The organism is Pseudomonas sp. S09G 359, from assembly GCF_002843605.1.
In the GTDB taxonomy this organism is placed as follows: Bacteria; Pseudomonadota; Gammaproteobacteria; order Pseudomonadales; family Pseudomonadaceae; genus Aquipseudomonas.
In genome coordinates this window covers 5,493,517-5,515,227 of sequence record NZ_CP025263.1, presented here as the reverse complement: position 1 = coordinate 5,515,227, position 21,711 = coordinate 5,493,517, and the positions used below count along the sequence as shown (strand labels likewise).

Annotated in this window: 20 protein-coding genes and 2 tRNA genes; 14 read left to right on the top strand and 8 right to left on the bottom strand. The window is 60.3% G+C overall.

All coding sequences use genetic code 11. The features are described 5' to 3' along the window. Positions 1–41 precede the first annotated feature (41 nt). The 10 genes from ffh (at position 42) to thrC (ending at position 8,898) form a co-directional block, all read left to right on the top strand. Complete coding sequence (ffh, locus tag CXQ82_RS25280; RefSeq protein ID WP_101272805.1) at positions 42–1,418, top strand: signal recognition particle protein; 1,377 nt, start codon at positions 42–44, stop codon at positions 1,416–1,418. Between the two features lie 250 nt (positions 1,419–1,668). Then, the gene (gene rpsP / locus CXQ82_RS25275) at positions 1,669–1,920 is read left to right on the top strand and encodes a 30S ribosomal protein S16 (protein ID WP_003175899.1); all 252 of its coding nucleotides are present in this window, start codon (positions 1,669–1,671) and stop codon (positions 1,918–1,920) included. A gap of 5 nt (positions 1,921–1,925) precedes the next feature. Continuing rightward, positions 1,926–2,462 (top strand): ribosome maturation factor RimM, encoded by a 537-nt coding sequence (rimM, locus tag CXQ82_RS25270; RefSeq protein WP_028617814.1) that lies wholly within the window; start codon positions 1,926–1,928, stop codon positions 2,460–2,462. Continuing rightward, positions 2,444–3,217 carry a tRNA (guanosine(37)-N1)-methyltransferase TrmD gene (gene trmD, locus CXQ82_RS25265; protein WP_024077235.1) on the top strand — a complete coding sequence of 258 codons (774 nt, stop codon included), beginning with the start codon at positions 2,444–2,446 and terminating at the stop codon, positions 3,215–3,217. Before rimM ends, trmD begins: the two co-directional genes overlap by 19 nt. A 45-nt stretch (positions 3,218–3,262) precedes the next feature. Continuing rightward, complete coding sequence (gene rplS, locus CXQ82_RS25260; protein ID WP_003175895.1) at positions 3,263–3,613, top strand: 50S ribosomal protein L19; 351 nt, start codon at positions 3,263–3,265, stop codon at positions 3,611–3,613. 82 nt (positions 3,614–3,695) lie between these two features. Further along, entirely contained in the window at positions 3,696–4,109 is a 414-nt protein-coding gene (locus CXQ82_RS25255) for an acyl-CoA thioesterase (RefSeq protein ID WP_016977715.1), read from the top strand. A gap of 108 nt (positions 4,110–4,217) precedes the next feature. Further along, complete coding sequence (gene xerD / locus CXQ82_RS25250) at positions 4,218–5,114, top strand: site-specific tyrosine recombinase XerD (RefSeq protein WP_101272804.1); 897 nt, start codon at positions 4,218–4,220, stop codon at positions 5,112–5,114. Between the two features lie 140 nt (positions 5,115–5,254). Beyond that, a complete protein-coding gene (locus CXQ82_RS25245) occupies positions 5,255–5,986 on the top strand; it encodes a thioredoxin fold domain-containing protein (protein WP_064053737.1) in 732 nt (243 codons plus the stop codon). A gap of 130 nt (positions 5,987–6,116) precedes the next feature. Next, positions 6,117–7,421 carry a homoserine dehydrogenase gene (locus tag CXQ82_RS25240; RefSeq protein ID WP_101272803.1) on the top strand — a complete coding sequence of 435 codons (1,305 nt, stop codon included), beginning with the start codon at positions 6,117–6,119 and terminating at the stop codon, positions 7,419–7,421. A 67-nt stretch (positions 7,422–7,488) separates the two neighbouring features. Then, complete coding sequence (thrC, locus tag CXQ82_RS25235; RefSeq protein WP_101272802.1) at positions 7,489–8,898, top strand: threonine synthase; 1,410 nt, start codon at positions 7,489–7,491, stop codon at positions 8,896–8,898. 81 nt (positions 8,899–8,979) lie between these two features. On the opposite strand, the gene CXQ82_RS25230 is transcribed toward thrC, so the two are convergent. Further along, the gene (locus tag CXQ82_RS25230; protein WP_101273867.1) at positions 8,980–9,201 is read right to left on the bottom strand and encodes a hypothetical protein; all 222 of its coding nucleotides are present in this window, start codon (positions 9,199–9,201) and stop codon (positions 8,980–8,982) included. 301 nt (positions 9,202–9,502) lie between these two features. On the opposite strand from CXQ82_RS25230, the gene CXQ82_RS25225 reads away from it, so the two are divergent. Continuing rightward, on the top strand, positions 9,503–9,787 hold the full coding sequence (locus tag CXQ82_RS25225) for a DUF3509 domain-containing protein (RefSeq protein ID WP_101272801.1): 285 nt from the start codon (positions 9,503–9,505) through the stop codon (positions 9,785–9,787). Positions 9,788–9,969: 182 nt separating this feature from the next. Here CXQ82_RS25225 and CXQ82_RS25220 read toward each other — a convergent pair whose 3' ends face one another. Further along, positions 9,970–10,854 carry a TIGR02285 family protein gene (locus CXQ82_RS25220; RefSeq protein ID WP_101272800.1) on the bottom strand — a complete coding sequence of 295 codons (885 nt, stop codon included), beginning with the start codon at positions 10,852–10,854 and terminating at the stop codon, positions 9,970–9,972. After that, a complete protein-coding gene (locus CXQ82_RS25215) occupies positions 10,854–12,053 on the bottom strand; it encodes a CaiB/BaiF CoA-transferase family protein (protein WP_101272799.1) in 1,200 nt (399 codons plus the stop codon). Before CXQ82_RS25215 ends, CXQ82_RS25220 begins: the two co-directional genes overlap by 1 nt. Positions 12,054–12,189: 136 nt before the next feature. On the opposite strand from CXQ82_RS25215, the gene CXQ82_RS25210 reads away from it, so the two are divergent. Both CXQ82_RS25210 and recJ read left to right on the top strand, forming a co-directional pair. Beyond that, entirely contained in the window at positions 12,190–12,732 is a 543-nt protein-coding gene (locus tag CXQ82_RS25210) for a YaeQ family protein (protein WP_101272798.1), read from the top strand. A gap of 174 nt (positions 12,733–12,906) precedes the next feature. Further along, on the top strand, positions 12,907–14,616 hold the full coding sequence (recJ, locus tag CXQ82_RS25205) for a single-stranded-DNA-specific exonuclease RecJ (protein WP_101272797.1): 1,710 nt from the start codon (positions 12,907–12,909) through the stop codon (positions 14,614–14,616). A 77-nt stretch (positions 14,617–14,693) separates the two neighbouring features. Here recJ and CXQ82_RS25200 read toward each other — a convergent pair whose 3' ends face one another. The 4 genes from CXQ82_RS25200 to CXQ82_RS25185 all read right to left on the bottom strand — a co-directional run bounded on the left by CXQ82_RS25200 (position 14,694) and on the right by CXQ82_RS25185 (position 19,262). Beyond that, positions 14,694–15,980, bottom strand: a complete 1,287-nt coding sequence (locus tag CXQ82_RS25200; protein ID WP_101272796.1) for a virulence factor family protein — start codon at positions 15,978–15,980, stop codon at positions 14,694–14,696. Beyond that, entirely contained in the window at positions 15,980–18,622 is a 2,643-nt protein-coding gene (gene mprF / locus CXQ82_RS25195) for a bifunctional lysylphosphatidylglycerol flippase/synthetase MprF (protein WP_101272795.1), read from the bottom strand. The genes CXQ82_RS25200 and mprF overlap by 1 nt, the downstream gene beginning before the upstream one ends. Positions 18,623–18,901: 279 nt before the next feature. Next, positions 18,902–18,978, bottom strand: a tRNA-Met gene (locus CXQ82_RS25190). A 207-nt stretch (positions 18,979–19,185) separates the two neighbouring features. After that, positions 19,186–19,262 (bottom strand) — tRNA-Met (locus CXQ82_RS25185). A 279-nt stretch (positions 19,263–19,541) separates the two neighbouring features. Between CXQ82_RS25185 and dinB the strand changes: the two genes are divergently transcribed. Then, positions 19,542–20,600: a DNA polymerase IV gene (gene dinB / locus CXQ82_RS25180; protein WP_101272794.1), complete on the top strand. Its 1,059-nt coding sequence runs from the start codon at positions 19,542–19,544 to the stop codon at positions 20,598–20,600. A 144-nt stretch (positions 20,601–20,744) separates the two neighbouring features. Here dinB and CXQ82_RS25175 read toward each other — a convergent pair whose 3' ends face one another. After that, complete coding sequence (locus CXQ82_RS25175; RefSeq protein ID WP_101272793.1) at positions 20,745–21,698, bottom strand: hypothetical protein; 954 nt, start codon at positions 21,696–21,698, stop codon at positions 20,745–20,747. Between the last annotated feature and the right edge of the window lie 13 nt (positions 21,699–21,711).

Below are 21,711 nucleotides of genomic sequence, written 5' to 3'. Positions count from 1 at the left end.
GCCATTACCTCGGTCTACCATAGGGCCAGAAAGGATCGCGCATGTTTGAAAACTTGACTGACCGTCTCTCGCAGACGCTGCGCCACGTTACCGGCAAGGCCAAGCTGACCGAGGACAATATTAAAGACACCCTGCGCGAAGTGCGCATGGCGTTGCTGGAAGCCGACGTGGCCTTGCCTGTGGTCAAGGACTTCGTCAACTCGGTCAAAGAGCGCGCGGTCGGCACCGAAGTGTCGCGCAGCCTGACCCCGGGCCAGGCGTTTGTGAAGATCGTCCAGGCCGAACTCGAAAGCCTGATGGGCGCAGCCAACGAAGACCTGAACCTCAGCGCCGTGCCACCGGCCGTGGTGCTGATGGCTGGCCTGCAAGGTGCGGGTAAGACCACCACCGCCGGCAAACTGGCGCGCTTCCTTAAAGAGCGCAAGAAGAAGTCGGTCATGGTGGTGTCGGCTGACGTGTACCGTCCGGCCGCTATCAAACAGCTGGAAATGCTCGCGGGCGAAGTCGGTGTGACCTTCTTCCCGTCCGACCTGAGCCAGAAGCCGGTCGACATCGCCAACGCGGCTATTAAAGAAGCGCGGTTGAAGTTCATCGACGTGGTCATCGTCGATACCGCCGGTCGCCTGCACATCGATGAAGAAATGATGGGCGAGATCAAGGCGCTGCATGCCGCGATCAACCCGGTCGAGACGCTGTTCGTGGTCGACGCCATGACCGGCCAGGATGCGGCCAACACCGCCAAGGCCTTCGGCGACGCACTGCCGCTGACCGGCGTGATCCTCACCAAGGTCGACGGCGACGCCCGTGGCGGTGCTGCGCTGTCGGTGCGCGCCATCACCGGCAAGCCGATCAAGTTCATCGGTATGGGCGAGAAGAGCGACGCGCTCGAGCCGTTCCACCCGGAGCGTATCGCCTCGCGCATCCTCGGCATGGGCGACGTGCTCAGCCTGATCGAACAGGCCGAAGCCACCCTCGACAAGGACAAGGCCGAGAAACTCGCCAAGAAGCTGAAGAAGGGCAAGGGCTTCGACCTCGAAGACTTCCGTGACCAGCTGCAACAGATGAAGAACATGGGCGGCCTCGGCGGCCTGATGGACAAGCTGCCGAACATGGGCGGTGTGAACCTGGCGCAAATGGGCAATGCCCAGGGCGCGGCAGAGAAGCAGTTCAAACAGATGGAAGCCATCATCAACTCCATGACCCCGGCCGAGCGCCGCGACCCTGAGCTGATCAGCGGTTCGCGCAAGCGTCGGATCGCCATGGGTTCCGGCACCCAGGTGCAGGACATCGGTCGCTTGATCAAGCAACACAAGCAGATGCAGAAGATGATGAAGAAATTCTCCGCCAAGGGCGGGATGGCCAAGATGATGCGCGGCATGGGCGGTATGTTGCCCGGCGGCGGCATGCCAAAAATGTAAAGAATTCGAGCGGGAGCCTGCTCCTGCTCCGCCCCACAAGGATGTGGGATCTCCAGCAAACCCGCCGTTGGCGGGGGCTGACCTGCCGTTTTAACCGACGGCTCTATAGCAGATCTGAATGGCACGCTGATAGGCGCCAGAAAAAGACATTTGCAAAAGTCCGGATATTCCTTAGAATATGCGGCCTTTCGGGCACCTATGCCCGCTGTGCATTTAGATTTGCAGCACCGACTACAGGAACGATCTTCACATGCTAACAATCCGTCTTGCCCTCGGCGGCTCCAAAAAGCGCCCGTTTTACCACTTGACCGTAACCGACAGCCGCAACCCGCGCGACGGTTCGCACAAGGAACAGGTTGGTTTCTTCAACCCTGTTGCTCGTGGTCAAGAAGTTCGTCTGTCCGTGAACCAAGAGCGCGTAGCCTACTGGCTGAGCGTTGGTGCACAGCCATCCGAGCGCGTTGCAAAACTGTTGAAGGACTCGGCTAAGGCCGCAGCCTGAGCAATATGAACGCGACGCCAGCTGTTGCTGATGATTTGATCGTTATCGGCAAGATTTACTCTGTTCATGGCGTTCGCGGCGAAGTGAAGGTGTATTCCTTTACTGATCCGACTGAAAACCTGTTGCAGTACAAAACCTGGACGCTCAAGCGCGAAGGTAGTGTGAAACAGGTCGAGCTGGTCAGTGGACGCGGGAGCGATAAGTTCCTGGTCGCAAAGCTCAAGGGTCTTGATGATCGTGAAGAAGCTCGTCTTCTGGCCGGTTATGAGATCTGCGTGCCGCGAGACCTGTTCCCTGAATTGACCGACGGCGAGTACTACTGGTACCAGCTGGAAGGTCTGAAGGTTATTGATCAACTCGGGCAATTGTTCGGGAAAATCGATCATCTTCTGGAAACCGGCGCCAATGATGTAATGGTGGTCAAGCCTTGCGCTGGCAGCCTGGATGATCGCGAACGCCTGTTGCCCTATACCGAGCAATGTGTGTTGGCCGTCGACCTGGCAGCGGGCGAGATGAAGGTGGAATGGGACGCGGACTTCTAAGCGTGGCTAATTTGCGCATTGAAGTGATCAGTTTGTTTCCCGAGATGTTCTCCGCCATCAGCGAGTACGGCATCACCAGTCGGGCGGTGAAACAGGGGCTGTTGCAGCTCACCTGTTGGAACCCGCGAGACTACACGACGGATCGACATCACACTGTGGACGATCGCCCATTTGGCGGTGGCCCGGGCATGGTGATGAAGATCAAGCCCCTGGAAGACGCATTGGTTCAGGCCAAGGCTGCTGCCGGGGAGAAGGCGAAGGTAATTTACCTGTCCCCTCAAGGCCGCCAGCTGAAACAGGCTGCGGTGCGCGAACTGGCGAATGAGGAAGCATTGATCCTGATTGCCGGTCGCTATGAAGGCATTGACGAGCGTTTTATTGAAGCTCATGTCGATGAAGAGTGGTCGATTGGGGACTATGTCCTGTCTGGCGGCGAGCTGCCGGCGATGGTCCTGATAGATGCGGTTACACGACTGCTGCCTGGAGCTTTAGGGCATGCGGACTCCGCGGAGGAAGATTCCTTCACGGATGGTTTGCTGGATTGCCCGCACTACACCCGACCGGAGGTGTATGCGGATCAGCGTGTTCCCGACGTATTGCTAAGTGGCAATCACGCACACATCCGGCGTTGGCGTTTACAGCAGTCCCTTGGTCGGACCTATGAACGACGCGCCGATCTTCTGGAAAGCCGCTCGCTTTCTGGAGAAGAGAAGAAGCTGCTCGAGGAATACATCCTCGCGCGGGACGATAGTTAACAACGTATCGATGGTAGGTCCATTGACTTACCTTAGGAGCACAGCATGACTAACAAAATCATCCTTGCACTCGAAGCAGAGCAGATGACCAAAGAAATCCCTACCTTTGCCCCAGGCGACACCATTGTCGTTCAGGTGAAAGTGAAGGAAGGCGACCGTTCGCGTCTGCAAGCGTTCGAAGGCGTTGTAATCGCCAAGCGTAACCGTGGTGTGAACAGTGCTTTCACTGTTCGTAAAATCTCCAACGGTGTTGGCGTAGAGCGTACTTTCCAGACCTACAGCCCGCAAATCGACAGCATGGCCGTTAAACGTCGCGGTGACGTACGTAAAGCCAAGCTGTACTACCTGCGTGACCTGTCCGGTAAAGCAGCTCGCATCAAGGAAAAACTGGCTTAAGTCCAGCTTCCCGATGCAGAAAAAAGCAGCCTACGGGCTGCTTTTTTGTGCCTGAAATTTGCCTATTTGCCGGTACTTGTCCATGACCACCCGCCTCGAAGAAATCCAGCGTCGCACCGACCTGTCCGTGACCCACGTGACCAAGGCCGTGTTCCCGCCGACCACCAACCACCACAACACCCTGTTCGGCGGTACTGCCCTGGCGTGGATGGATGAAGTGTCGTTCATCACCGCCACGCGTTTTTGCCGTCTGCCGCTGGTGACGGTGTCTACCGACCGCATCGACTTCAATCACGCGATCCCGGCCGGTTCCATCGTGGAATTGATCGGCCGCGTGATCAAAGTCGGCAACACCAGCCTCAAGGTCGAGGTGGAAGTATTCGTCGAGAGCATGAGTGCCGATGGCCGCGAAAAGGCCATCCAGGGCGTGTTCAGCTTTGTCGCGATTGATGCCGACAAGCGCCCGGTGCCGGTGTTGCCCGGGTTTGCAGACTGAGCCGCAACCGAGTCGCAGCTCCCACATTTGGAATGCATTCCCCTGTGGGAGTGGGCTTGCCCGCGATAGGATGTCACTGACAACATTTCTCCCAAGCCTTGAGTTCCCATGCCTGCCATTGACCATCCCTTGATCGACCGCTTCCTCGACGCCCTGTGGCTGGAAAAAGGCCTGTCAGACAACACCCGCCAGGCCTATCGCAGTGACCTGGCCCTGTTCAATGGCTGGCTGCAGGAAAACAACCTCGAACTGATCAACGCCGGCCGCGAGTTGATCCTCGATCACCTGGCATGGCGCCTGGAGCAGAACTACAAGCCGCGCTCCACCGCGCGGTTTCTCTCCGGTGTACGTGGCTTTTATCGCTACCTGCTGCGGGAAAAGTTGATCGTCCTCGACCCGACGCTGCAGATCGATATGCCGCAACTGGGCCGGCCATTGCCTAAATCCCTGTCGGAAGCTGACGTGGATGCCTTGCTCGCGGCGCCCGACTTGAGCGAGGCGATTGGCCAGCGTGACCGCGCCATGCTGGAGGTGCTGTACGCCTGCGGCCTGCGGGTGACCGAACTGATCAGCCTGACCCTGGAGCAAGTCAACCTGCGCCAGGGCGTGTTGCGGGTAATGGGCAAGGGTAGCAAGGAGCGGCTGGTGCCCATGGGCGAAGAGGCAATTGTGTGGGTCGAGCGCTACATGCGCGATGCGCGCAGCGAATTACTCGGTGGGCGCCCCAGCGATGTGCTGTTCCCCAGCCTGCGTGGCGAGCAAATGACCCGCCAGACCTTCTGGCACCGTATCAAGCATCAGGCCAAGGTCGCCGGGATTAGTAAGACGCTGTCGCCCCACACGTTGCGTCATGCATTCGCCACCCATTTGCTCAACCACGGTGCGGATTTGCGCGTGGTGCAGATGCTGCTCGGGCACAGCGACTTATCCACAACCCAAATCTACACCCATGTGGCGCGCGCACGTTTGCAGGATATGCACGCCAAGCACCACCCGCGCGGGTGAAAACCGCCAATTTATCCCGCCACGGGCTGCCCTGCGGCCCAACTGTGGTAGGCTTTGCCGGTTAGCAAAGGGGACGGCCACTGCCCGTGTTTCAAGATCGGTGTTCCTTGCCGTCCCTGCATCTGCCTTCAGGAGTTCCCATGCGCTTGACCCAGATTATTGCCGCCGCAGCGATTGCGTTGGTTTCCACTTTTGTTGTCGCGGATGACGCCGCCGAGCAAACCATTCGCAAGAGCTTGGCCAACCTGCAACTCGACACGCCGATCGAAAGCATCAGTGCCAGCCCGATGGCCGGCCTGTATGAAGTCAAGCTCAAAGGCAGCCGTGTGCTGTACGCCAGTGCCGACGGCCAGTACATCGTCCAGGGCTACCTGTTCCAGCTGAAGGATGGCAAGCCGGTCAACCTCACCGAGAAAGCCGAGCGCCTGGGCGTGTCCAAGCTGATCAACGGTATTCCGGTGGCTGAAACCGTGGTCTACCCGGCCATCGGCGAAACCAAGACCCACATCACCGTGTTCACCGACACCACCTGCCCGTACTGCCACAAGCTGCACGCCGAAGTGCCGGCGCTGAATAAGCTGGGCGTGGAAGTGCGCTACGTAGCGTTCCCGCGCCAGGGCCTCGGCTCGCCGGGTGACGAGCAGCTGCAAGCCGTATGGTGCTCGGCCGACAAGAAAGCAGCCATGGACAAGATGGTCGATGGTAAGGAAATCAAGGCCGCCAAGTGCGCCAACCCGGTTTCCAAACAGTTCGCCCTGGGCCAGTCCATCGGTGTGAACGGTACACCGGCCATCGTTTTGGCTGACGGCCAAGTGATTCCGGGCTACCAGCCGGCACCACAAGTTGCCAAACTGGCGCTGAGTGCCAAATAAACCAGCATCGTCGAACCTTTGACGATCATGGCCTGTGGATAAGTCGACGGGCCATCAAATTGAAAGCCGCAGTCGTGCGGCTGTTTTCCACGGCCGACCTAGCGTCGGCCGTTTCATGGGGAGTTCTTCAGTGAAACCGGTCAAAGTAGGCATCTGTGGGTTAGGGACCGTCGGTGGCGGCACCTTAAACGTACTTCAGCGTAACGCTGAGGAAATTTCCCGCCGCGCAGGTCGCGGGATTGAAGTGGCGCAAATTGCCACGCGTTCGCCAAAGCCTCAGTTCGAAACGACCGGTATTGCGATTACCAACGATGTATTCGCCGTGGCCACCAACCCTGAAATCGATATCGTCATCGAGCTGGTGGGTGGTTACACCGTGGCCCGCGAGCTGGTGCTCAAGGCCATCGAGAACGGCAAGCACGTGGTCACCGCCAACAAGGCGCTGATCGCCGTGCACGGCAACGAGATCTTCGCCAAGGCCCGCGAGAAGGGCGTGATCGTGGCGTTCGAAGCCGCCGTGGCCGGTGGCATCCCGGTGATCAAGGCGATCCGTGAAGGCCTGTCCGCCAACCGCATCAACTGGGTGGCCGGCATCATCAACGGCACCGGTAACTTCATCCTCACGGAAATGCGCGAGAAGGGCCGTACCTTCGAAGACGTGCTGGCCGAAGCCCAGGCCCTGGGTTACGCCGAAGCCGACCCGACTTTCGACGTGGAAGGCATCGACGCTGCCCACAAGCTGACCATCCTGGCGTCCATCGCCTTTGGTATCCCGCTGCAGTTCGACAAGGCCTACACCGAAGGCATCACCAAGCTGACCACTGCTGACGTCAACTACGCCGAAGCCCTGGGCTACCGCATCAAGCACCTTGGCGTGGCGCGCAGCACCCCGGCCGGTATCGAGTTGCGTGTGCACCCGACGCTGATCCCGGCTGATCGCCTGATCGCCAACGTCAATGGCGTGATGAACGCGGTGATGGTCAACGGTGATGCGGCAGGTTCGACCCTGTTCTACGGCGCCGGCGCCGGCATGGAGCCGACGGCGTCGTCGGTGATCGCCGACCTGGTGGACGTGGTTCGCGCCATGACCAGCGACCCGGAAAACCGCGTGCCGCACCTGGCCTTCCAGCCGGATTCGCTGTCGGCCCACCCGATCCTGCCGATCGAGGCGTGCGAAAGCGCCTACTACCTGCGCATCCAGGCCAAGGATCACCCCGGCGTATTGGCCCAGGTGGCCAGCATCCTGTCGGAGCGTGGTATCAACATCGAGTCGATCATGCAGAAGGAAGTCGAGGAGCAAAACGGCCAGGTGCCGATGATCCTGCTGACCCACCGCGTGCTGGAGCAGCACATCAATGATGCCATCGCTGCGCTCGAAGCCCTGCAAGGCGTCGTAGGCCCGGTGGTGCGTATTCGTGTCGAACACCTGAACTAACCGATCTGTTCCAGGGGCCCCGTGCGTTCGGCGGCCCCTGTTCGAGAATGTTTTAGAGGAGCCAGTCATGCGTTACATCAGCACCCGCGGCCAGGCACCGGCCCTGAATTTCGAAGACGTTTTGCTGGCAGGCCTTGCCACTGACGGCGGCCTGTACGTGCCGGAAAACCTGCCACGCTTCACCCAGGAAGAAATCGCTTCGTGGGCCGGCCTGCCGTACCACGAGTTGGCGTTCCGGGTGATGCGCCCGTTCGTCACCGGCAGCATTCCGGATGCGGATTTCAAGAAAATTCTGGAAGAGACCTACGCCGTATTTTCCCACAGCGCCATCGCCCCCCTGCGCCAGCTGAATGGCAACGAGTGGGTACTGGAGCTGTTCCACGGCCCGACCCTGGCGTTCAAGGACTTCGCCCTGCAACTGCTGGGTCGTCTGCTGGATTACGTGCTGGAGAAGCGTGGCGAGCGCGTGGTGATCATCGGTGCCACCTCGGGTGACACCGGCTCGGCCGCCATCGAAGGCTGCAAGCACTGCGAAAACGTCGACATCTTCATCCTGCACCCGCACAAGCGGGTGTCGGAAGTGCAGCGTCGCCAGATGACCACCATCTTCGGTGAGAACATCCACAACATCGCCATCGAAGGCAACTTCGATGACTGCCAGGAAATGGTCAAGAACAGCTTCGCTGACCAAAGCTTCCTCAAGGGCACGCGCCTGGTGGCAGTGAACTCGATCAACTGGGCGCGGATCATGGCCCAGATCGTCTACTACTTCCACGCCTCCCTGCAGTTGGGCGGCCCGGCGCGCTCGGTGTCGTTCTCGGTGCCGACCGGCAACTTCGGCGATATCTTCGCCGGTTACCTGGCGCGCAACATGGGCCTGCCGATCAACCAGTTGATCGTCGCCACCAACCGCAACGACATCCTGCACCGCTTCATGAGCGGCAACCAGTACGTCAAGGAAACCCTGCACGCCACCTTGTCGCCGTCCATGGACATCATGGTCTCGTCGAACTTCGAGCGTTTGCTGTTCGACATGCACGGCCGTAACGGCGCTGCGCTGGCCGAGCTGATGAACAGCTTCAAGCAAGGTGGCGGTTTCAGCGTTGAACAAGAGCGCTGGACCGAAACCCGCAAGCTGTTCGACTCGCTGGCTGTAGACGATCAGCAGACCTGCGAAACCATCGCTGAAGTCTACGCCCAGACCGGCGAGCTGCTGGACCCGCACACCGCCATTGGTGTGAAGGCCGCCCGCGAATGCCGTCGCAGCCTGGACATCCCGATGGTGATCCTGGGCACCGCCCACCCGGTCAAATTCCCGGAAGCGGTGGAGAAGGCGGGTGTTGGCAAGGCGCTGGAACTGCCGGAGCACTTGGCTGACCTGTTCGAGCGCGAAGAACGTTGCACGGTATTGGCCAATGACCTGAAGGCTGTGCAGGCGTTTGTGGGCCAGCATGGCAACCGTGGTAAGCCGTTGTAAGGCACACCGCGTACACAAAAACGCCGCTTTCCCTTCCTGGGGTCAGCGGCGTTTTTTGTTTATGGCAGGCCCGATCGAGCGTTACGAGAATAGTTTTTGTGCGACTATGATTACCGTCCCCACAGCGGCATAGAATCCAGTCGCGATAGCCACCGGGTACCAGAAAATCTCACAGGTTATCTTCAGGGATTCTTTGTTGAGTTTGTTTTGCTCTGCGTTCATACGTGCTATTTCAGCAAGAATGCGGGATACCTCAGCGTTCATTCTGTCTGTCGCCTCGTGTGGTTCATTTTGTTCCGCCATCATCTCTATCCTTCGCAATAAGGGCTTTCAACCTGCGCGTTTATCTGCGCGAGCACTCATCGAGTATAGGATTCGCCTCGGGTAGCAGCCGTCGGAAAACCCCAAAACAGCCACCCATTGCGTAAGCAGTTATGTGCCGCCGTTTTTTACTTGTCATGTTGCAAGCGCATGCTGGATACGTCATCCCCCGACGGCCCCATAAAGACGATAAAGCGAACTTTCCTACGTCACAAACAGTCACTTAGGATAGATGCAGCTCCCGTTGAAACGCTTGTTCCCGAACTATTGAGTGGTGATCGAGATGGAAAGTATCAGCCTATTGCTCGAAGAAGCACTGAGCCCTTATCAGGTTACGCTGACCACCTCTGGTGTGCAGGGCGACTGCCTGGTGACCGTGAAGAACCCTGCTGGCGCCATCGTGGTCGAGCGCGAAGTCGACCGCGCGCAATTGATGGACAAACGCGTGCTGGTGGACGTAGTGGACTGCCTGCTGCGCGACCTTAAGATTGCCGAAGGGCGCCTGGAACCGTCGGTCATCGCGGCCTTGCGCAACGCTGCCCAGACTCGCAGCACTGCTGTTGCATGAAGAATTGTTTATATGTGGAAACTTCCTACGTGATGCCCTGTCAGATTTCGTAACAGCAAGAGCAAACATTGTGCTCCGGTGTTTGTGCCTTGCTGTACTGGTCTTTGTAGGCCACGTTTAACCCCGAATTGTCTCCCCACTCTTCGGGGTTTCTTTTTGCCTGGAATTTGTCCCATGGCCTTTCAGGGCTCGGGCGAGTCCTGGAAAAAACTCGGGTTATCACGCAGGTAATGCGCGCGCATCATCGGGTCCAGCCATGAAGCGTAGGATTGCTGCACCTGCTCAAGGGGAACCTCGCGCAGCACCTGGTTGATCCGTTCCATGGCCTGGCGGCCCTGGGGCGTATCGGCGCAACCGATATGCGTACGTTGGTAGGGCGCCGAGCCTTTGATGGGGTAGAAGCTCAGGTCGTCGGCAGGGATGCCTTGTTGCATCGCGTGATAGCGGATTTCCGGCCAGTAGCCGAGCACCGCCTCCAGCCGCGCCAGGCGCTGCATCTGTAACAGGCTGCCCAAGGCATCGTTACCGTAATGCAGCGCCAGTATGTGCGGGTCGGCCCGCTTGAGCTGCGCATCGATGACGGGCCCGTAGCTGCGCTCGGCGATGATCCCGACCCGTGCTTGATGGGCTTGGAGAAACGCTTGCAGATCAAACTGGCCGTCGACGATAAACGGCGCCATGCCTTCCTGCTGGCTGCGCCGGAGCGTGATGCCGTTGCTGGCGACCACAAACGCCTGGCTGGAAAACACCATGTATCTGGCCCGCTCCGGCGTCCACAGCAACGAGGGGTCACAGCTGAGCCTGGGCTCGCGCAGCATTTGCATGCCGCGCGCGCGATTGACGTGCAGTACCTGATGGCGGTATTCCGGCAAGCGCTCGATGAGGATCGGCAGCAGTTGGTCCAGTGCACCCTGGCCTTTTTTCGGCCCTTCGAAAATGGTCAGTGGCGGCAGGTCGCGCAGCAACCAGGTCAAGGTGGCGTCGGCATTCGCCGACAGGGGCCAGCCGCCAAATATCACGCCGGCGACGCACAGTTGCGGGAGCCAGCGCCGGCACCGAGGCGTCATCAGATCGCGCCTGCCTCACGCAAACGCACGATGGCGGCGGCGTCGTAGCCCAGCTCGTGCAGCACCACCGTGTTGTGTTCGCCCAGCTGCGGCCCCACCCATTCGCAGCTGCCCGGCGTATCCGACAGCTTAGGCACGATGCCTGGCATCTTGAAGTCCTTGCCGCCGGGAAGCTGGGCCTTGAGGAACATTTCCCGCGCGAGGAATTGCGGGTCACCGAGCATGTCCTCGGCGCTGTAGATGCGGCTGGCGGGCACATCGGCCTGATTCAACTGTTCCACCACCTGGTCCAGTGGCAGCGAATTGACCCAACGATCAATTACCCCATACAGCTCATCGCGGCGGCTGTCGCGCCCGTCATTGCTGGCCAGCTGCGGATCATTCGCCAAATCCTCGCGGCCGATGGCCGTCATGAAACGCTTGAAGATTGCATCACCATTGGCGCCGATCTGCACATGCTTGCCGTCCGCGCTGGTGTGAATGGAGGACGGCGTGATGCCCGGCATGATGTTGCCGGTGCGTTCGCGAATGAACCCGAACACATCAAACTCCGGGATCATGCTTTCCATCATGGCGAAGATGGCTTCATACAGGGCCACATCCACCACCTGGCCGAGGCCGCCGTTGACCTCGCGATGACGCAGTGCCATCAGCGCGCCGATCACCGCCCATAACGCGGCGATAGAGTCGCCGATGGAGATCCCGGTGCGCACTGGCGGGCGGTCCTCGAAACCGGTGATGTAGCGCAGCCCGCCCATGGATTCGCCCACTGCGCCAAACCCCGGTTGGTCTTTCATCGGCCCGGTCTGGCCAAAGCCCGAGAGCCGCACCATCACCAGCTTGGGGTTGAGCGCGTGCAGGGTTTCCCAGCTCAGGCCGAGTTTCTCCAGCACGCCGGGGCGGAAGTTTTCGATCAGGATGTCGGCATCCGCCAGCAGCTGCTTGAGGATCGCCAGGCCGTCCGGGTGCTTGAGGTTCAGCGTCAGCGACTTTTTGTTACGTGCCTGCACAAACCACCACAGTGAAGTGCCCTCGTACAACTTGCGCCATTTGCGCAGGGGATCGCCGCCGTCCGGGGATTCGACCTTGATCACCTCGGCGCCGAATTCGGCGCAGATGCGTGACGCGAACGGGCCGGCGATCAGGGTGCCGAGTTCGATGACTTTCAGGCCGGCAAGCGGTTTGGCATTAAACGACATGGGGATCCTTGTCTGCGCGGGGCGGTGGTGTGATGCCTTTTAACATAGGCGGGCGGCTCAATGCAGTGCAGGATTCGTTGAATGGCCTCACCATCGGTTAGACTGGCCGCCTTTCCCTGTCTCTAGAAGCCCGTTCATGGCCCAGCCGTCCACGACCTACAAATTCGAACTCAACCTCACCGACCTCGATCGCTCGGTGTACGAGAGCGTGAAACAGACCATCGCCCGTCACCCTTCGGAAACCGAAGAGCGCATGACTGTGCGCTTGCTGGCCTACGCCCTCTTCTACAACGAGCAGTTGGCGTTCGGCCGTGGTCTGTCAGATGTAGACGAGCCAGCCCTGTGGGAAAAAAGCCTGGATGACCGGGTTTTGCATTGGATTGAAGTCGGTCAGCCCGACGCCGACCGCCTGACCTGGTGTTCGCGCCGCACCGAACGCACCAGCCTGTTGGCGTACGGCAGCCTGCGTGTGTGGGAAGGCAAAGTGGTGCCGGTGGCCAACAACCTGAAAAACGTGCACATCGCTGCCGTGCCTCAGGAAATCCTCGAGACCCTGGCCAAGGACATGCCCCGCGTGATCAAGTGGGACGTGATGATCAGCGAAGGCACGATTTTCGTCACCGATGATCGCGGCCAGCATGAAGTACAACTGCAATGGCTGGTCGGCGAGCGCGGCTGAAAAGCCTTGGAGCTTGCTTGTGTGGGAGCGGGCTTGCTCGCGAAAGCATCTGCGCGGTATCACTGCTTTACCGAGTCGCCTGAATCGCAGGCAAGCCAGCTCCCACATCTGATCGCTATTGATTTCAGAATTGTTGTTTAACCGTTGTATCAGAAGAGAAGCCCCCGTCACCCCATGCGTATCGAACCCCGCCCGCTGCCCGCTGTCCTGCCGTTTCTCGGTGAACTGCCACCGCTGTTGACCCGTCTCTACGCCGCGCGCGGGGTGCAGTCCGAAGCCGAGCTGGACAAGAGCCTGGCACGGTTGATCCCCTACCAGCAGCTCAAGGGCATCGACGCGGCGGTAGACCTGCTGGTGACCGCGCTGGAACAGCGCCAGCGCATCCTGATCGTCGGCGACTTCGACGCCGATGGTGCCACCGCCAGTACTGTGGGGACCCTGGGCCTGCGTTTGCTCGGCGCGGCTCATGTCGACTACCTGGTGCCCAACCGTTTCGAATACGGCTATGGCCTGACCCCGGAAATCGTCGCCGTAGCCTTGCAGCGCGAGCCGCAGTTGCTGATCACCGTGGACAACGGCATCTCCAGCGTCGAAGGCGTGGCGGCGGCGAAAGCGGCGGGCTTGCAGGTGTTGGTGACCGACCACCACTTGCCCGGGGATGAGTTGCCCGCGGCGGATGCCATCGTCAACCCGAACCAGCCCGGCTGCGAGTTCCCGAGCAAGGCGCTGGCCGGCGTCGGTGTGATCTTCTATGTGCTGATGGCCTTGCGCGCGCGTTTGCGCAGCCTGGGCTGGTATGACAACAAGCCCCAACCGAACATCGGCGAGCTGCTCGACCTGGTGGCCCTCGGCAGCGTCGCCGACGTGGTGCCCCTGGACGCCAACAACCGCATCCTCGTGCACCAGGGCCTGGAGCGTATCCGTGCCGGGCGTGCGCGGCCGGGGATCAAGGCGATCCTCGAAGTGGCCAAGCGCGATGCGGCGCGTATCACGTCCACCGACCTCGGTTTTATCCTCGGGCCACGCCTGAACGCGGCCGGGCGCCTGGATGACATGAGCCTGGGCATCGAATGCCTGCTGACCACCGATGTGGGCGCAGCACGGGAAATGGCCGCGCAATTGGACGGCATGAACCAGGACCGCAAATCCATCGAGCAAGGCATGCAGCGCGAGGCCCTGGCCCAGCTCAAGGACTTGCCGGTGGAATCGATGCCCTATGGCCTGTGCCTGTTCGACCCGGAGTGGCACCAGGGCGTGATCGGGATCCTGGCGTCGCGTATGAAAGAGCGCTACTTCCGCCCGACCATCGCCTTCGCCGACGCCGGTGACGGCCTGCTCAAGGGCTCTGGGCGCTCTGTGCAGGGTTTTCACATCCGTGATGCCCTGGCGGTGGTCGCCAGCCAGCATCCCAACCTCATCGCCAAGTACGGCGGCCACGCCATGGCGGCGGGGCTGACCTTGCCCGAGGAAAACTTCCCGCTGTTTGCCGAAGCCTTTGATGCCGAAGTACGTCGGCAACTGCGCGAAGAAGACCTGACCGGACGCCTGCTGTCCGACGGGACCCTGGCCGTGGAAGAGTTCCACCTGGAACTGGCGCGCGCATTGCGGCATGCCGGCCCATGGGGGCAGCACTTTCCCGAGCCGTTGTTTCACGGGGTGTTTCAACTGGTAGAGCAGCGGGTGGTAGGGGAGCGGCACCTGAAGGTCGTGCTCAAGAGCGAATGCGGCTCTGTGAAGCTCGACGGCATTGCGTTTGGTGTGGACCGTGATGTCTGGCCGAACCCGACCGTGCGTTGGGTGGAATTGGCCTACAAGCTGGATGTGAACGAGTTTCGTGGCAATGAAACCGTGCAGTTGATGATTGCCCACATCGAACCGCGTTAGATATTCCTGACAATCCAAAACAAATGTGGGAGGGGGCAAGCCCCCTCCCACATTTTTAATCTGCTTACAGCTTGAAGTTACTCAGCTTTGTCCTTGGCCTGGTGCTTCACAATGATGTCCACCAAGCGCTGCGCCAGCGCCGGGTAGTTCTCATCGAAGTGATGCCCGCCCGGCAGCTTCAGCGCCTCGCCGACGGCGGTCTTGTCGGTGCAGCCGCTCTCGTCGACTTCTTCGGCACCGTAGATGCACACCACTTTGTCAGCCGGCAGCTTGGCCATTTCCGGGCCGGTGGCGGCTTCTTTGCCGGCGTTGCCCAGCCAGCCTTCCACTTCGATTTCAAAGCTGCCGGTGCGGGCGAAGGCCAGCAGGATGATCGCGTCGACCCGCTGCTGTTCGTTTTCCGGCAGGCGGTTGTAGATCGCGGGCAGCACGTCGGCGCCGAACGAATAACCGGTCAGCACGAAACGCTTGGTGCCCCACTTCTGACGGTAGTGCTGCATCAGCTCGGTCAGGTCCTTGGCGCTCTGTTCCGGGGTCTTGTGCTGCCAGTAGTAGCGCAGGGTGTCGATGCCGACCACCGGGTAGCCGATCTTGGCCATTTCGCCGGCCACGTCGCGGTCCAGGTCACGCCAGCCGCCATCACCGGACAGGAACAGGGTCACGGTGTCTTTGGCCTGGCCAGCGGGCACTTCGACCACGGGAATCGCCAGGCCGCCGTTGTCCGAGCCCACCAGTTGCTTGCGCAGCTCGTTGTTCAGTACTTGCGGGTAGTGAATGTCGTAGTCGCTGATGCTGGTGGTGGCGCGCGGTGTGTCGCGGACGAAACTGGCGCTTTCATCGTCAGGGTTGTCGTTCCAGGCCACCAGCCAATTGCCGTGGGCGGCGGTTTTCGGCAGTGGGTCCTTGCAGCCTTCCTGTACCAGGGCGAAGCCGACGGAGATGGCGTTGGCCTTGTCGTCGCTCTGGGTGGCCAGCCAGCGCCAGGCGAGTGCAGCGCCAGGGCCGATGCCGCTGACCAGCGTGGCCTGGCCCTGGAGCTGGCCCAGGGCGTTTTGCAGCGCTTGTTCCTGCAGCTTGCAGTCATCCTTGGGCAGGACCACTTGAACGATCTGCGCCTTGCCGCCCTGGCTAAGCGCGATCAGTTGGCTGTCGGTCAGGGTTTCATCGGCCATCACGGCCACGGCCACACGGGCCTTGGCGGTGCCGGCAGGGGTCACGCGGGTCATCACCGAGCCATCGGCCTGGGGCAGTTGCTCCAGGACGGGCTGCGGGGCAGGGCGGTTCCAGTACCAAAAGCCGCCCGCCGCGATCAGCGCGAGCAGCACTACTAAGGCCAATACATACCGCCAGGAGCGTCGAATCATCAGCGTTTCACCAATCCAGTCAAGCCGCCCGCGATCAGGGCGGCGGTATCGGCCAGTGCCACCAGCGGATCAAGTCCTGCGGGCACGGCCATGTAACGGGGTTCCCAGTCAGGCTGGAACTTGTCTTTGAAGCGGCGCAAACCTTGGAAGTTATACAGTTGCTCGCCACGGCGGAACACCATCGAGCCCAGGCGTTGGGTCAGCGGGGCGCCACGTCGCGGTTGCAGGCCCGACAACGGCACCATGCCGAGGCTGAAGCGGGCGTAGCCGTGACTCTTATAGTGTTGAATCAGGCCGACCATCATGAATTCCATGGTCAGCTTGGGCGCGTCCGGGTGGGCGCGCATCAGGTCGAGACTGGCCAGGTCATGGTTGTAGGTCTCGAGCAGGTTGGCGAAGGCTACCGGGTGCCCTTCGAAGCGAATGATCGCGATGCGAAAGTGCTTGAGGTAGTCGTCGCTGAATCGTCCCAGGGAAAAGCCTTTTTCCCGCACGTTCTTGCCGGTCAGCCAGGCATCGGAGATGACCTTCAGCTCGTCCATCGGCGCCTGGCCCGGTTCATGGATCTCCAGGGACAGGCCGTCCCGGGTGCCACGGTTCCAGGTGTAGCGCAGGTCCTTCATCTCTTTGCCCTTGGCTTCCAGGTCAAAGCGTTTGAGGTCGACGCGGGCTTCTTCGCCCAGCTTGATCGCGGTGAGACCGATGTCCATGTAGTAGGGCAGGTTCTCGGCCCGCACCTGGTAGAACACCGGGCGCGCGTGGTGGATGTCACACAGGTCGCGGAACTGCCAGATCATTTCGGCGCGCGGTTGGGTCGGGCCGATCGGGTCGTACAAAGCCACCAGGCTGCGCCCGCGACGGGCATACATCAGGAAGGCTTCGTCGTTGGGGTGAAACAGCAGCGCCTTGTCTCCGGTCAGTGCCAGGCCGCCGTCGGGTTGCGACGACTCCATCAGGATCTTGGTCGCACGCTCCAGCTCCTCGGGTGTCGGCAGGTGGATCACCGGGCGCGCGGTGCGCAACAACCAGGTCAGCGACACGATCACCAGCAACACGGCGGCGCCCAGCAGCGAACGCAGGCCACGCGGGGCGTTGGCGTCGAGGGTGAACTGCCACCACAGTTGATGGCTGTAAGGCACATCCTGGTAGGCAAACAGCAGCAGCCAGATCGAAGCCCCCAGCACGCAGACGCTGGCCACCAGGTACAGCGGTGAAAACGGTAGTTCGGTCAGGCGGCTGGCGCGGTAGAACGAGCGCCGGAAAATCGCCAGCAGCACCGCGGTCATGGTCATCAGGCTGGCTTCTTCCCAGTCGAAGCCTTTGAGCAGCGAGAGCAGGGCGCCCACCAGCAACAGCACCATGGTCAGCATCCAGGCCGCCGACAAGCGTCGACGCAGGCCCTGGGCCAGCAGCAGGCACAGCACACCGATCAGGCTGGCACCAAAGTGCGAAGCGTCAATCAGGCGGTGGGGAATCAGGAAGCCGATGTTTTCCAGGCGTGAGTCGATTTCTGGCGTGGCGCCGGAAAACAGCAGGACCACGCCGGACAAAAAAACCAGTACGGCCAATACCGGCGCCGCCAGGCCCGAAGCCACCCGCAGGCTTTGCTGGGTCTGGAACAGGCGTTGCGCTTCATTGACCAGCAGGAAAACACAGGCGATCAACAGAGGCAGCACTACGTAGATCATGCGGTACAGCAGCAGGGCGGCGGCCAATGGCGCGGCACCGAGCTTGTCGGCGAAGGCGGCGAGCAGGATCGCTTCGAATACACCGACGCCACCGGGTACATGGCTGAGCACGCCGGCGGCCAGGGCCAGCAGGTACACCAGCAGGAACGGGCCAAAGGGCGGGGCTTCCGGCAACAGCATATAAAGGACAGTAGCAGCGGCCGCGACATCCAATGCGGTGATGATCAGTTGCAGGAAGGTCAGGCGCCGGCCAGGCAGGCGCAGCGTGCGGCGGCCGGCCTTGACCAGCAGGTTGTCCGGGTAGGGTTGTTCCGGCAGGCGGCGGCGATAGATGCCGATGCACAGCACAGCCGACAGCAGCAGCACGGCGCCAGCAATACCGCCGAGCAGGCTTTGCGGTAAATGCAAATAGGTGGACGCCGCTGGCAAGTTGCTCAAGGTGGCCAATGCGGCCAACGGCGGCAGTGCGCAGCCCAGCGACAGGCTGGCAAACACGGTCATGTGGGCAACTTCTGAAGCCCCGATGCCATGGCGTGCATATAAACGGTAACGCACCGAGCCGCCCGAGAGCATCGACAAGCCAATGGCATTGCCGATGGCAAAGGCGGTAAAGCCGCCGAGGGCCAGGGTCTTGGCCGGCAGTTTTACCCCGGCATAACGTGCGCCGGAAAATTCATAGCCCAGCAGGATGATGAAGCCTACGACCGCTGCGGCAAATGCACCCAGCAACGCAGGCTTGGGCACCTCCAGGATCGAGTCGTGGAGGGCGTAAAGATCCAGCTCCAGCAGCAGGTGTCGGCAGGCGATCAAGGCGATTGCGAACAGCAACAGGGTCACGGCCAACCCGATGGGTTGCCGATATTTGCTCAACAGATCCAACCAGCGCAAACGGGTGGGAGCGATCGGTTGTTCTGCTGTAACAGTGTCTTGTGGTTCAGACGAGTTGGCGCGCATCAATCACCTCGTGGATTGTGCGCGACAGGATGGAGGTATCCAGCCAAGTTACCAATCCCTATGGACAAAATAATTACAAATATTAACGCGTATCACCGGGTGCGGCGACAGCGGCCATTGGTCGTAGAGGGTAGCGCTTGAGCATTGAGCATAGCTTGCAATGAGATGGACTCTACAAACCGTGTACGGTTTCATGAAAGATGCCATGCCATTGTTTCAGAAGAACTTTTTCACCGGATACAAAAAAGGCCACTCTTTCGAGTAGCCTTTTTTGATGTTTGGTTGCGGGAGCCGGATTTGAACCGACGACCTTCGGGTTATGAGCCCGACGAGCTACCAGACTGCTCCATCCCGCGTCTGTGGGCGGCATTCTACAGCCCAGCGGCGGGGTGTCAACCGTTAATGGGCTAATGGGTCAAATAAGTGTGAATTAGCCGCTGAATGCCAACCATGCGCGGTAAGTGCTCGACGGGCAAAGATTTTTCTGTCTTACAATTTTCGTACAGGGGTAAAACAGGCGCGCACAAAAAAGGCCACTCTTTCGAGTAGCCTTTTTTGATGTTTGGTTGCGGGAGCCGGATTTGAACCGACGACCTTCGGGTTATGAGCCCGACGAGCTACCAGACTGCTCCATCCCGCGTCTGTGTGTCGGCATTCTACAGAGGAACGCGAGTGTGTCAACCCGCGATTTGAAAAAAAGCGCTTGTGGTTCAATCGCTTAGCTCTCCATAAGGGCTGCTTTCAGCGCTCCGGGCCAGTCTGGCCAAGGGTTTCAGCTCTATTGGGATGCCAAATTCGATTGAGAAAATAAATTCATCTAGGGATTTTCCTACCGCTCAGGCGGAAGATTCAAACTACTGGTGCTATATACAGGGGTGAGTGAGATACTGGCCATCTGTTGAATCAACCTCCTGTTTATATGACGCAACGCAAAATCATCCACGTCGACTGTGACTGTTTTTACGCCGCCATCGAGATGCGCGATGACCCGAGCCTGGCGCAAAAGCCGCTGGCGGTTGGCGGCTCGGCAGACCGGCGCGGGGTGATCGCCACCTGCAATTACGAGGCGCGGGCCTACGGTGTGCGCTCGGCCATGTCGTCACGCCATGCCTTGAAGCTGTGCCCGGACCTGACCATCGTCAAGCCGCGCATGGATGCCTATAAAGAAGCGTCGAAGGAAATCCACACGATCTTTCGCGACTACACCGACCTGATCGAACCGCTGTCGTTGGACGAGGCCTACCTGGATGTGTCCGATTGCGCGCATTTTGGCGGCAGCGCCACGCGCATCGCGCAGGATATCCGTCGGCGTGTCTCCAACCAGCTGCATATCACCGTGTCTGCCGGCGTGGCGCCGAACAAGTTCCTGGCCAAGATCGCCAGTGACTGGAAGAAACCCAACGGCCTGTTTGTGATTACCCCGGATCAGGTCGAGGACTTTGTCTCGCAGTTGCGCGTGAGCAAGTTGCACGGCGTGGGCAAGGTCACGGCCGATAAGCTGGCGCGCCTGGGCATCGAAGACTGCCTGCAACTGCGCGAATGGAACAAGCTGGCGCTGGTGCGCGAATTCGGCAGTTTTGGCGAGCGACTGTGGAGCCTGGCTCGTGGGATTGATGACCGCGCGGTGCACAACGACAGCCGGCGGCAATCCATCAGTGTGGAAAATACCTACGACGTTGACCTGCCGGATCTTTCAAGCTGCCTGGCCAAACTGCCCGAGCTGATGGAAACCCTGGCCGGGCGCATGGCGCGCATCGACAGCAGCTACCGTGCAGGCAAGCCGTTCGTTAAGGTGAAGTTTCATGACTTTACCCAGACCACCCTGGAGCAGGCGGGGGCAGGGCGGGACCTGGAGAGTTATCAACAACTGATGACTCAGGCGTTTAACCGTGGCGGAAAGCCGGTGCGGTTGTTGGGGATTGGGGTGCGGTTGCTGGACCTCAGTACGGGCAACGAGCAACTCGAATTTTCCTGGTAAAACCCACAAACAAATGTGGGAGCGGGCTTGCTCGCGAAGGCGGAGTGTCAGTCGATACATTCATCACTGATACACCGCCTTCGCGAGCAAGTCGAATCGTCGCCCCGCCCCTCCCACATTTGGATTTTTATCCCGTCTGGAGACTCAGCGAGCCCCGGGATCCGCGACTAACCGCCCCGCATCCTTGGTCAGCGCCTGCAAAAACTCCTGCTGCAACTCCGGATCATTGCGGGTCAGTTCGATCAGGCTTTGTTCCAGTTCGCTGGCTTCTTCTTCCAGGCCCAGCTCCGACAGGCGCTTGACGCGGTGCACCCACTGGCTGACCTCATCGTCTTCCAGGTCGTCGTAGATCAGGCCATGGGCTTCGAGCAATTTGCCGCGCAAGGTGCTGCTGATCGCCAGGGTCGAGTCGGAATGCACGTCGTCCTGGCCATCTTCCACGCTGATCTTCAGGGTGCTGATGCGGTTCAAGTCCTGCTCGGCAAACGGGCTGTCCAACAGGTTCAGGCGCAATACGCCGTTGCGGTCGGTGGTCAGCTCATGGATCTGCTTGCCGGCGGTGACCTGTACCGGGCGTTCGCTCCAGGGCAGGCTCGAATACTCCGTGCGCTTGTCGCGCTGGACTTCATCGATACCCGCCAGGTTCTGTTGCGCACGGCCATGGGACTGCACGTTCATGAACGGGTTGAGGCCGTCCACGCCGTAGGTCAGCCAGTCGCGGGTCACGCTGGTCGGCAGGTTGCCAAGGGCGAAAATATTCACCACGTTGGCGCCGGCACCGGCCACCAGGGCTACGGCACCCAAGGGCATCTCATAGAGTTTGCGCCAGGGCTGGTAGGGGGTGTAGCGGTCGTAACGGCGGGTGACTTCGAACTCGGTGACCTCAAAGGTCTTTTGCTCGTGAATGCGCACCCGGCGTTGCGGCAGTTCCAGCACTTTGGGTTCGCCTACATCGATCTGCAGGCTGTGGTCGAGCAACTTACGCTCGACCCGCTCCTCGTGCTCACTGCGTTGCGACATCTGGTTGGCGCAGCCGCTGACCAGCAGGGCGCCGCACAAGGCGGCGCCCCCCAGGGCTCTGGTGTTTCGCTTGAACATGACTTCTCTTGAT